The organism is Streptomyces sp. 5-10 (genome assembly GCF_014712245.1).
Classification (GTDB): Bacteria; Actinomycetota; Actinomycetes; order Streptomycetales; family Streptomycetaceae; genus Streptomyces; species Streptomyces violaceusniger.
Map to the genome: position 1 here is coordinate 24458 of NZ_JACVYG010000082.1, position 12320 is coordinate 36777.

Annotated in this window: 8 protein-coding genes; 7 read left to right on the forward strand and 1 reads right to left on the reverse strand. The window is 72.3% G+C overall.

Translation table 11 applies throughout. From position 1 onward, the window contains the following. Positions 1-170 precede the first annotated feature (170 nt). Positions 171-2510, forward strand: coding sequence for a molybdopterin-binding protein (locus tag IEJ02_RS45065; RefSeq protein ID WP_191070096.1), 2340 nt, complete (start codon positions 171-173; stop codon positions 2508-2510). Positions 2511-3635: 1125 nt separating this feature from the next. Here the strand turns inward: IEJ02_RS45065 and IEJ02_RS45070 are convergent. Continuing rightward, positions 3636-4607 (reverse strand): hypothetical protein, encoded by a 972-nt coding sequence (locus IEJ02_RS45070; protein WP_191070097.1) that lies wholly within the window; start codon positions 4605-4607, stop codon positions 3636-3638. 298 nt (positions 4608-4905) lie between these two features. Between IEJ02_RS45070 and IEJ02_RS45075 the strand changes: the two genes are divergently transcribed. From IEJ02_RS45075 to katG, 6 genes are all read left to right on the forward strand, one after another. Beyond that, positions 4906-7083, forward strand: a complete 2178-nt coding sequence (locus IEJ02_RS45075; protein WP_191070103.1) for a HAMP domain-containing protein — start codon at positions 4906-4908, stop codon at positions 7081-7083. Between the two features lie 9 nt (positions 7084-7092). After that, positions 7093-8643, forward strand: a complete 1551-nt coding sequence (gene pgsB, locus IEJ02_RS45080) for a poly-gamma-glutamate synthase PgsB (RefSeq protein WP_191070098.1) — start codon at positions 7093-7095, stop codon at positions 8641-8643. Further along, complete coding sequence (locus IEJ02_RS45085; protein ID WP_044568305.1) at positions 8640-9122, forward strand: poly-gamma-glutamate biosynthesis protein PgsC/CapC; 483 nt, start codon at positions 8640-8642, stop codon at positions 9120-9122. Before pgsB ends, IEJ02_RS45085 begins: the two co-directional genes overlap by 4 nt. A 21-nt stretch (positions 9123-9143) precedes the next feature. Further along, a complete protein-coding gene (locus tag IEJ02_RS45090) occupies positions 9144-10205 on the forward strand; it encodes an NlpC/P60 family protein (protein ID WP_191070099.1) in 1062 nt (353 codons plus the stop codon). A 111-nt stretch (positions 10206-10316) separates the two neighbouring features. Next, positions 10317-10754 (forward strand): Fur family transcriptional regulator, encoded by a 438-nt coding sequence (locus tag IEJ02_RS45095; protein ID WP_137981124.1) that lies wholly within the window; start codon positions 10317-10319, stop codon positions 10752-10754. Between the two features lie 34 nt (positions 10755-10788). Further along, positions 10789-12320: catalase/peroxidase HPI (katG, locus tag IEJ02_RS45100; protein ID WP_191070100.1), on the forward strand; the 1532-nt coding region annotated here is incomplete at its 3' end.

The window sequence follows — 12320 nt, forward strand, 5'->3', positions numbered from 1 at the left end:
GTGGCGGGCGCCGGGGCGTGACGGGCGATGGGCGGTGACGGGCGTTCGGTTAACGCAGCAGAGGGGCGTTTCTCGGCCAGCTTTGGTCCGTACCTGTAAGTGATCTCTTCCGGGGGCGAACCTGTGGGACGTCACTGTGCTTGATCGCCCGTCACGGAAGGATCTGCCTTATGACGTACCGACGGATCAGACGGACCGGGGCGCGCGGAACCGGAGCGCGCGGCGCCCGCGCCCTCGCGACCGGCTGCGCCCTGGCGACCGGCTGCGTCCTCGCCGCCCTCGGGCTGGCGGCGGGCCCCGCTCCCGGTGCCCTGGCCGCCCCTGCCGAGCGCGCCCCAACCGCCGTGGCCTCCCCGGCTCCTGACAACACCACGGCCCACACCGTCACCCTGGTCACCGGCGAGCGCGTCACGCTCGGCGCGGACGGCAGCGTCGTCGTGGCGCCGCGGCCGGGCGCGGAGGCGGACTATGTCACCCGGCGCTTGGACAACGATGTCTTCGTCATTCCGCTGACCGCGCTGCCGTATCTGGGGCGCACTCTGGACCCCGCGCTGTTCAACGTCTCCGCCCTCGCCGAGGCCGGGGTGACCACCACCCCGGTACGGGTCGAGGCCACCGCAGGCGCCACGGCGCCGCGTTCGGGCCCCGCCTTCGGCGCGGCGCTGGCGCGGCAGATCGGCGCCGAGGCGGCGGAGGGGGCCGTCGGCGACGGCCCGCTGTTCGGCGGCGTCACCTCCGTCGTACCGGCGGTCGCCACGGCCGGTGAGCGGGCCACCCAGCGCCCGCCCGCGCGGGCGAATCACAAGCGAGTGGACTACGCGCGTACGGACTACGCGCGGGCGGACCACGGACAGGCGGACCACGGACAGGCGGACCACACACGGCGGGACCGCCCGGTGAAGGTCACCGTGCTCGGTACGGACGGCAAGCCCCTCCCCGGCACCACGCCGTTCGCCCTGGCCAACGTCGACGACGCCACCCTCTACCGGGAGCCGTCCCTCCAGGCCGTCGACGGCGAGGCGAAGGCCGAGGTCCCCGCGGGCCGCTACAGCGCCATGGTCTCCGCCCCGACCTTCGACGGCGCGGGCGAGTCGACCGGCGTCCGCATGGCCACCGCCGAGTTCACCGTCCCCGACGGCGCCACCAGGACCGATGTCGTGCTCGACCTGCGCAAGGCCACCGAGCGGGTCACCTTCTCGACCCCGCGGCCGGCCGAGGAGCACCAGCTGATCCTCCACTACCTGCGCGACGACACCCAGGGTGAGGTGGCGGTCAACGGTGGCGTCGGCGTCTCCAGCGGCGCGCCCGTCTACGTCCAGCCCTCCCACCGCCCCGTCACCACCGGCGATCTGCGCTTCAACGTCTACACCCACCGCAAGGCGCCCGCGGACGCGGCCACGCCCTACTCCTACGACCTCAAGCTGGCCAACCCCGCCGGTGTGATCGCGAAGAACCAGCACTACGAGGTCACCGGACGCCAACTGGCCACCGTGCGGACCAACTACCACAGCGATACGCCGGGCCGTGCCCAAGAGGTCGCACGCCTGATGTATCTGCCGTACGAGAGCAGCGGCGAGGCGCTGTCCGAGCCGTTCAAGACACCGGCGCAGCGGATCGAGTACGTGGGCGGCTCCGCCGGAGCCTCCTACCACGACTGGCTCAAGGCCGGGGAGCGGCGCTTCGTGTCCGAGAAGCAGGCCCTCCGGCCCGGCCGGACCACCACGGTCGACTGGCTGCGCGGCCCGCTCGCCCCGGGCTTCACCGAGCCCGCGCGGGGCGCCGCCGCGGACGAGACGTGGTACTGCGCGGCGTGCCGCAAGGGCGATGCCCTCACCTTCTCCCCGGCCACGGTCATGGACTCCGCCGGTCACCACGCCCTCGCGTTCCCGTCCGACATCACCTCCTCGCACTTCGCGGTGGTCTCCGGCGACACGACCCTGTACGAGGGCGACGGCGTCTCCGGTGGCGTTCTGACCGTGCCGCCGCGGAAGGCCCCGTACACGGTGGTGTACGACCAGACCCGGACGAACGGCGAGTTCCGCCAGTCGCTGACCACGCACACCGAGTGGACCTTCTCCTCGGGCCACTCGGGCGCCCAGGCCGTGCCGGACAACTGGACCTGCGTCTCGGAGGCGGGCGAGTACGACGGGCCGGGCGCGTGCTCGGCGCTGCCGGTCGTCGTCCCGCACTACCGGCTCGACGCCGCGCTGGACGGCACCAGCCCGGCCGGTGACGACCATCTCGTCGTCGGCTTCGGGCACGTACCGGGTGTGGCGGCCGCGCCCGCGGTGACCAAGGCGAGGGTCGAGGTGTCCTTCGACGGTGGCGAGCGGTGGACGGCGGCGGCCATCACGGCGCTCGGCGAGGGCCGGTTCCGCGCGGACTGGACCACTCCGGATGCTGCGGCGGGCCGGGATGCGTCGCTGCGTGTCACCGGGACGGACGCGGAGGGCAACGGCGTGACGCAGACGGTGAAGGGCGCGTTCACGGTGGCCGCGGCCCGCGGTTAGGACGCCTGCGGCGGGCCGTTCCCCACCCCGCCCCTTCCCGAAACTGGGGCTCCGCCCCAGACCCCTGCCCGGGGCTGCGCCCCTGCCCCCGTGCCGGGGTTCTGCCCGGACCCTGGGCCGGGGCTGCGTCCCAGTCCCCGTGCCGGGGTTCTGCCCGGACCCTGTGCCGGGGCTTCGTCCCTGACCCCGTGCCGGGTTCTGCCCGGACCCAGGGCCGGGCTGCGTCCCAGTCCCCGGCCCGGGGCTCCGCCCCAGACCCCGGCCGGGGGCTCCGCCCCAGACCTTGGACCGGGGCTCCGCCCCAGACCCTGGCCCGGGGCTCCGCCCCAGACCTTGGACCGGGGCTCCGCCCCAGACCCTGGCCCGGGGCTCCGCCCCTGACCCCGTGCCGGGTTCTGCCCGGACCCTGTGCCGGGGCTGCGCCCCTGACCCCAGGCCGGGGCTGCGCCCCTGACCCCAGGCCGGGGCTGCGCCCCTGACCCCAGGCCGGGGCTGCGCCCCTGACCCCAGGCCGGGGCTGCGCCCCTGACCCCAGGCCGGGGCTGCGCCCCTGACCCCAGGCCGGGGCTGCGCCCCTGACCCCAGGCCGGGGCTGCGCCCCTGACCCCAGGCCGGGGCTGCGCCCCTGACCCCAGGCCGGGGCTGCGCCCCTGACCCCAGGCCGGGGCTGCGCCCCTGACCCCAGGCCGGGGCTGCGCCCCTGACCCCAGGCCGGGGCTGCGCCCCTGACCCCAGGCCGGGGCTGCGCCCCTGACCCCAGGCCGGGGCTGCGCCCCTGACCCCAGGCCGGGGCTGCGCCCCTGACCCCAGGCCGGGGCTGCGCCCCTGACCCCAGGCCGGGGCTGCGCCCCTGACCCCAGGCCGGGGCTGCGCCCCTGACCCCTGCCCGGGGCTGCGCCCCTGACCCCTGCCCGGGGCTGCGCCCCTGACCCCTGCCCGGGGCTGCGCCCCTCTCCACAGCAGCGATATGCGGCCCGCCGAGTGGTGGGGCTCCGCCTCTGCGCCCTCCGGGGTTCAGGGGCGGAGCCCCTGCCGCGCGGCGGAGCCGCATGATCGCTGCTGCGGGAAGGGGCGGGGAGGGGAAAGCATCGACATGTGGCTCCGCCGCGTGGTCCGCCGGAACCCCTAGCCCGCCGCGTCCTTCGCCCACCGCGAGGTCACCGTGCCGATGGCCGCCACCGCGCGTCGGATCCGGGTGTCGCTCGTGCGCACCGACCGCGCGAACTCGATGTGCAGGAACGACACATGTTCGGTGGCGGCCCTGCGGCCCTGGACGTTGTCGCGGCCCTCCAGGGGGCAGTCGTGGACCCAGGCGCGGCAGACGGAGAAGTGCCGCGCGGTCAGGGCGGCCGCCAGGCGGCGGGCGTCCGGGCGGCCCGCCCGGCCCTTGCCGGTGGAGGCGACGACGTCCCGGCCCGGCGCGGAGTCGTCGGCGAAGCCGTGGAGCTGGACGCCGGGCAGCCCGCGCCGGGCGAGCTCGTCGCAGACCGCGTCGAAGACCGAGTCCGTGCGGTGGGCGGCGTCGGCGGCGTCGTCGTCCCCGGCCCTGCGGTGGGCGCCCGCGAGCACCAGGACGCCGCCGGGGGAGTCCAGGAGCACGCGCGCGCCCAGCCGTTCGGTGTCCGCGTCGGAGACCGGGTGCGGTACCTGGACCGACCAGCGGGCGGGCGCGGAGAGGTCCACATAGACCCGGGCCCAGCCGCGCGGGTCGGGCCCGTCCTCGGTGCGGTCGGACAGCTCGGCGTAGCGGCGGCCGGTCCCGGTGTCGGTGAGCGTACGGAGCCGGAAGCCGACGTCGGTGAGGAGTGGGCGGGCGCGGTCCGGGTGTCCGTCGAGGATCAGGCCCACCGCGTCGGCGACGGCCCGGCGTTCGGCGCGGCGCGGCTCCCGGTAGTCGGCGTCGGGGCCGAGCCCGGCCGTGAAGTCGGTGAGCCTGCGCTCCAGCGGGACCTCGGGGGCCCGCGCGCCGTCCGACGTACGACCGTTGTCGTCTCCGGACGACCGGACGATCGTATAGGTGCTCAATGCCGCCACGAGCAGGCCGAACGCGACCGTGACAACCGCCACGGTGATCGCCTTCGTTCGTATCTCCGCCATGACCGTCTCATCGTAACCACCCGCTTTACCGGTGCATATCAGGATGAGAGGGGTGAAGAGCGACCTCCAGGTGAACGGCAGGCATAGAATGCAAGACCGCCGTTTGCCCAGCCTTGGTCAAGACCAAACAGGTTTTCTCGTTTTTTCTTTAAGATGTGCAACCCTTTGATCAGTCTGGCTGTCTGACGGTCCGGATCGCACTCGAGTGCGCTCTGTGTGGTGTGAGTTGCATGAGAGGAGCCCATCCGTGGCCGCTTCGCGTTCGAAGCGGCGGCACAAGGTCCGCCGAAGGGCCGATATGTCGCTCCTGGGGGGTATTCGTCCTCCCATAGCCGTGCTGTCGGTTCTGCTTCTCTCCCTCGCGGGAATCACCGCCCTCACCCTGGGCAAACCGGACAACGCCCTGGTTCCCAAGGCGGTCCTGACCTCGCAGCAGTACGTCGCCGAGGACGGCGCCATCGCGCTGCGGGCGTCGCTCGACGAGTCGGTCACCGACCTCACCGGCACCGCGACCCTCTTCAACGAGGGCAAGCCGGTCTCCGCCGACACCGTCCTGGACAAGGTCGGCACCGTCTACCAGAAGTGGCGTGGCACCGCCGTCATCGAGATCAAGTCGGGCAAGATGCTCGCCGCACGCGGCGAGAACGTCCCGCTGACCGCGATCGAACTCGGCAAGCTCTCCCGCGGCGACGGACTCTCCCCGCGCATGGTGCGCCTGGAGAACGGTCAGACCCGGCTGATCATCCTCGCCCTGCTGTCCTGGAAGGGCCAGCCCCAGCAGCTGCTCGTCGCCTCCAGCACCCTCAGCTTCCCCGGCGTCGACCTCGGCCCGGGCCGCGCCATCGGCGTCGTCGACTCCACCGGCCGACTGCTCTCCAGCCACGGCGCCCTGGACAGCGAGCGGGCCAGGAAGCAGCTCGCCTCCTTCGCCAAGACCGCCGCCCGCAAGGGCCGGCAGCACCCCATCAAGGCCAAGGAGCCCGGCGCGGGCGGCTACACCGGCGTCAGCGGCCACCTCACCGGGGGCGCCGCCGAGGACGTCCGCACCGTCGGCGGCTACGCCACGCTCACCCCGCCGCGGCCGGGCGAGCCCACCACCGCCAGCAGCCTCGGGCTGACCGTCGTCACCGAGGTCGACGTCTCCGCCAAGGTCTCCCAGATCACCCGCCCCGCCTTCGGGGTGGCCGCCGCCGGCGGCCTGCTGCTCATCGGCGGGCTCGCGGTGATGGTGCTGCTGGGCACCGTGCAGCGGCCGCTGATCCGGCTGTTCCTGGAGAGCCGCCGCCTCACCCGCGGCGATCTCGCCCGCCCGGTGAGCGTGCCCAGGGCCGGCGAGGCCGCCCGGGTGGGCGCCGCCCTCGAGCGGCTGCGCCGGCAGCTCCAGGGCGAGCCCGCCGATGCCCCGGGCCCGGCCGCGGCCGCGCGCAAGGGCCTGGGCGCCCGCGCCCTGCTCGCCGTCTGCGCCGTCCTGCTGCTCGTCTGGTCGGTCCCGCTGATGCTGGTGCTCAACCGCGCCGACTCCTCCGTCAAGGTCCCGGTCCAGATCGTCCACGACCAGAAGTCCCGCACCGTGACCCTCAGCGACCGGGTCCGCCGCGCGCTCAACGAGGGCCACGCCGACCTGTCCGCGGTCGCCGCCCTGATCGGGGACCGCACCACGCCCGAGGACATGAAGAAGGTCCTGGAGCGCACCATGCAGGAGCACGACCGCTACCAGTCGATGTACGTCCTCGGCGCCGACGGCGAGATCCTGGCCCGGGCCGGTGACAGCCCCCACCACGAGGACGGGAAGGCCCCCTCCAAGCAGGCCATCGAGGTGACCGGCGAGGGCGGCAAGAAGCCCGTGGTCACCGCCACCGCCCAGGCGCCCGGCCGGGGCGGCGCCGCCGTCGTCGGCGAGTTCCGCATCGAGTTCGTCAACGCGCTGCTGGGCCGCCAGGGCATGGGCGAGGTCCGCGTCGTGGACGCCGAGGGCCGGGTCATCGGCGGCGACTCCGGCTACATCGCCTTCGAGAAGGCGCCCTCGTACATGACCTCGCTGCTCGCCGCCAAGCAGGCGAAGGCCACCGTCCAGCGCGGCGGCACCGTACGGGTCGCGGCCGCCGCCCCGTTCAGCGGCGGCGGCGCGGCCAAGTCGCTCCAGTGGAGCCTGGCCAGCTGGCAGCCCGCCTCGGGCCTGGCGATCCCCGAGTACAGCCTGCAGAACCGGACCGTGCTGGCCGGACTGCTGGGGCTGACCGCCGCGGCCGCCTGTCTGGGCTGGCTGCACATCGTCGTCGTACGGCCCCTGCGCGCCCTGGCCGGACAGGCCGAGGCGCTCGCCGCGGGCGACCGCAAGACCGTGCTGTTCCCGCGCCACCACGACGAGGTCGGCGCCGTGGTCCGCAGCCTGGAGCTGATCCGGCAGCAGCTCCAGGGGCAGCCCCGCAAACGGGACGGCGGCAGCCGGACCCCCGCCGGCGTCGGAAGGAACTGAGGCCCCACCGTGCTCTTCCTCTACACCGTGCTCGTGGTGTGCGAGGCCGTCCTGCTGATCGCCGGCATCGTCGAACAGCGGCGGCACCAGACCAACCTCGACACCATCCCCACCCGGGTCCTGGTCAACGGCATCCGCGGCAAGTCCTCCATCACCCGGCTGTGCGCGGGCGCCCTGCGCGGCGGCGGGCTGACCACCGTGGCCAAGACCACCGGTACGGCGGCCCGCTTCATCCACCCGGACGCCACCGAGGAGCCCGTCTACCGCAAGTTCGGCATCGCCAACGTGGTCGAGCAGATCGGCATCGTGCGCCGCGCCGCCGCCTACAACCCGGACGCGCTCGTCATCGAGTGCATGGCGGTCATGCCGGCGCTCCAGGAGATCAACCAGTCCAAGCTGATCCGCTCCACCATCGGCGTGCTGTGCAACGTCCGCGAGGACCACCTCGCCGAGATGGGCCCCACGCTGGACGACGTGGCCCGCTCGCTGTGCCGGTCCATGCCGGAGAACGGCATCTGCGTCACCGCCGAGCAGGACCGCTTCCACATCCTCCAGGAGGAGGCGGACGCCCGGAACTGCCAGTTGATCTACGCCGACCCCACGACGGTCAGCGACGAGGAGCTGCGCGGCTTCAGCTGGTTCACCTTCAAGGAGAACGTGGCCATCGCGCTCGCCGTCGCCGAGCTGGTGGGCGTCGACCGCGCGACCGCCCTCCAGGGCATGTACGACGCCCCGCCGGACCCCGGTGTGCTCTCCGTCGAGCGGTACGCCACCGAGGACGGCAAGAAGCTCCGCTTCGCCAACGTCTTCGCGGCCAACGACCCCGAGTCGACGCTGATGAACATCAACCAGCTGCTCGACCTCGGCGCCATCCACCGCCCGCTCAACGTGGTCATCAACTGCCGCCCCGACCGGGTCGAGCGCAACGGCCAGATGGGCGAGATCATCCCCGATCTCGACCCCGAGCAGGTCTTCGTCATCGGCCACCCGGCCAAGTCCGCCATCGACGCCATCCCGGCCCAGTACCGGGACCGCGCGGTCGACCTCGGCGGCGACCGCCGGGATCCCGAGGAGTTCATGGCCGAGCTGCTCGGCCGCCTCGGCCCCGACTCCTCCCTGGTCGCCATCGGCAACATCCACGGCCAGGGCGAGATCCTGCTGGAGCACCTCGCCGAGCTGCCGCCCGACGAGAGCGCCGACGACACACCGGCGGCACCGACCGCACCGGCGGGCGGCGAGCGCCATGTCGAGCACGTGGACACGGTCCAGCTGTACGCGCCCCGCCTGGACCCGTACCAGGGCTACCCGGAGGCGTACGAGACCCGGTACGCGCCCCAGGCGCGCGTACCCGCTCAGCGCACCCCCGAGCGGCCGTACCCGCGGACGACGCACGACCAGGGCTCCCGGGAGCCGTGGGCCGCCGTCGTACCGGCCTCCGATGCCCCGCACCACCCCGACGCCTCGCAGCAGCCCCGCGGCCTGTTCGAGCCGCGCGTCCCGCCCGCCCCGCCCGCCGACGACTCCCAGCAGTGGCAGAACCCAGGAGAGCAGCAGCGTTGATCCCCTCCGTCCTCACCCCCGAGATCGCCGCCATCGGCATCGCGATCGGGCTGCTCTTCTCGCTGGTCTGCTACCTGACCACCAACCTCTCGCCCGGCGGCATGATCACCCCGGGCTGGCTGGCGCTGACCCTCGTCGAGGATCTCCAGCGGGCGGCGATGGTCGTCGGCGTCACCGTGCTCACCTACGTGGGCACGCTGCTGATGCAGAAGTACGTGATCCTCTACGGCAAGCGGCTCTTCGCCGCGGTCGTGCTGCTCGGCGTGACCCTCCAGGCGACCGTGATGATCATCCTGTCGCTGGAGTTCCCGCTGATGTACGCGAACCAGACCCTCGGCTTCATCGTCCCCGGCCTGATCGCCTACCAGCTGGTCCGCCAGCCCCGGGGGGCCACCCTGCTGTCCACCGGGTCGGTGACGCTGATGGCCTATGTCGTCCTCACCGCCGGAATCCTCCTCGGCGTCATGCCGTCCGCCTGACCCACCACCGGAGCCGATCCCATGCCACCGAAGAAGAAACGCCCCGTACTGCACGCCGTCACCGTGCTCGCGCTGCTCGGCGCCAGCGGCTATCTGACCGTGGAGCTCAGGAAGGACGAGCAGGACAGGACGCCCGCCACCCAGGCCGTCATCGACGAGCCGAACCTGGAGAACGGCACCGGCCAGCAGAGCGGCAAGCAGACCTGGGAGCGGCTGAAGAACCCCGCCCGCACCATCCTGCGCGGCGCCAACGGCCAGATCCTCGCCACCTTCACCGACCACGCCCGCACCGCCACCCTGCGCGGCCCCTCCCGCACCTTCAGCGAGCCCGCCAACACCAAGTCCAAGGTGATCACCGAGGACTGGGTGCGGCTGATGCCGGAGCCGTGGGCCGAGGGCGCCGAGAAGAAGCAGTGGTTCAAGGACTGGTTCAAGGAGAACTACGGCAGCAAGAAGGAGGACATCTTCGCGATCGCCTTCCAGTACGTGACGGGCGCGCCGGTCAAGAAGGACGCCCAGGGCATCCCGTACGCGGGCGACGCGGTCTTCGGGCCGTTCAAGCCGGACGGCGTGGACCGGCTGGAGCAGAACGACTTCTACGACTACCTCGGCATCTCCTACACCTTCCGCGACGGCACCACGCTGGCCGCGCGCAAGGAGCGCTACCGGGCGCTGGACTGCTCCGGCTTCATCCGCATGGTCATGGGCTACCGCTCCCGCTACCCCCTGATGGCGAGCAACGTCCTCGGCGACGGCCTGCCGCGCACCGCCAACGGCATGGCCCGCTCCAAGGTCGGCGTCGATGTCATCAAGATCCAGGGCCCCGGACCGTGGTACACCCGGCCCACCAACATCGATGTTCTCCAACCCGGTGACCTGCTGTTCTTCAAGATGGATCACCGCACCGGCGACCATATGGACCATGTCGCCCTGTACCTGGGGCTGGACACCGACGGCCACCGCGTGTTCGTCTCCAGCCGCAAGGAGCAGAACGGCCCCACCATCGGCGACAACGGCGGTGTCTCCCGGATCGACGGCAACGGCTTCTACGCCGGGCTCTTCCGCAGCGCCAAGCGGCTCTGAGCGCTCGCGGGCGAGTCATACTGAATCAGGACAAAACTTTTCCGCGCGGCGCTAGACTTTAACGGCTCGTTTCCTTGTACCGTTCGCCTTTGTGCGGGTAGGTTCTGCGCCATGACCGCATCCCAGACTCCGACCACTGCCGAGGAGCTGCGCGGTGCCGGCCTGCGGGTGACGGCCGCCCGTGTCGCCTTGCTGGAGACCGTCCGGGACGGTGATCACCTCGGGGTCGAGGCGATCGCCTCCGGGGTACGCGACCGTGTCGGCCACATCTCCCTCCAGGCCGTGTACGAGGCCCTTCACGCACTGACCGCGGCGGGCCTCGTACGCCGCATCGAGCCGGCCGGCAACTCCGCCCGGTTCGAAGGACGCGTCGGGGACAACCACCACCACGTCGTATGCCGGTCGTGTGGTGCCGTCGCCGATGTCGACTGCGCCGCCGGTGAGGCGCCCTGCCTGACCGCGTCCGATGACCACGGCTTCTCGGTCGACGAGGCTGAGGTCATCTACTGGGGCCAGTGCCCCGACTGTTCCACTGCCACCAGTTCCTGAGCACCATGATCCGCCCTAGTGTGGAAGGATTTCCATGTCCGAGAACCATGAGGCAATCGTCGTAGACCCGAAGACAGAGGAAGCGGGGGGCTGCCCGGTCGCACACGGGCGTGCTCCTCACCCCACGCAAGGTGGCGGCAACCGCCAGTGGTGGCCGGAGCGGCTCAATCTGAAGATCCTCGCCAAGAACCCCCCGGCGGCGAACCCGCTGGGTGAGGAGTTCGACTACGCCGAGGCGTTCCAGGCCCTCGACCTCGCGGCGGTGAAGCGGGACATCGCCGAGGTGCTGACCACCTCCCAGGACTGGTGGCCCGCCGACTTCGGCAACTACGGCCCGCTGATGATCCGTATGGCCTGGCACAGCGCCGGCACCTACCGCATCAGCGACGGCCGCGGCGGCGCCGGCGCCGGTCAGCAGCGCTTCGCCCCGCTCAACAGCTGGCCGGACAACGCGAGCCTCGACAAGGCCCGCCGTCTGCTGTGGCCGGTGAAGAAGAAGTACGGCCAGTCCATCTCCTGGGCCGACCTCATGGTCCTCACCGGCAATGTCGCCCTGGAGACGATGGGCTTTACGACCTTCGGCTTCGGCGGTGGCCGTGAGGACGTCTGGGAGGCCGAGGAGGACGTCTACTGGGGCCCGGAGACCACCTGGCTCGGCGACGAGCGCTACACCGGCGACCGCGAGCTGGAGAACCCGCTCGGCGCGGTCCAGATGGGTCTGATCTACGTCAACCCGGAGGGCCCCAACGGCAACCCGGACCCGATCGCCGCGGCCCGCGACATCCGTGAGACCTTCCGCCGGATGGCGATGAACGACGAGGAGACCGTCGCCCTCATCGCCGGTGGCCACACCTTCGGCAAGACCCACGGCGCGGGCCCCGCGGACGCCGTCGGCCCGGACCCGGAGGCCGCCCCGATGGAGCAGCTGGGCCTCGGCTGGAAGTCCACGCACGGCACGGGCGCGGGCAAGGACGCCATCACCAGTGGCCTCGAGGTCACCTGGACCACCACCCCCACCCAGTGGAGCAACGGGTTCTTCAAGAACCTCTTCGAGTACGAGTACGAGCTCACCAAGAGCCCGGCCGGCGCCAACCAGTGGGTGGCCAAGGACGCCCCGGAGATCGTCCCGGACGCGCACGACCCGTCGAAGAAGCACCGCCCGACGATGCTCACCACGGACCTCTCGCTGAAGCTCGACCCGATCTACGGGCCGATCTCCCGCCGGTTCTACGAGAACCCGGAGGAGTTCGCGGACGCCTTCGCCCGCGCCTGGTACAAGCTGACCCACCGCGACATGGGCCCGAAGTCGCTGTACCTCGGCCCGGAGGTCCCGGAGGAGACCCTGCTGTGGCAGGACCCGCTGCCCGAGGCCGAGGGCGAGGCCATCGACGCCGCCGACGTCACGGCGCTCAAGGCCAAGATCCTCGACTCCGGTCTGACCGTCTCGCAGCTGGTCTCCACCGCGTGGGCTTCGGCGTCCACCTTCCGCGGCAGCGACAAGCGCGGTGGCGCCAACGGCGCCCGTATCCGCCTGGAGCCGCAGCGCGGCTGGGAGGTCAACAACCC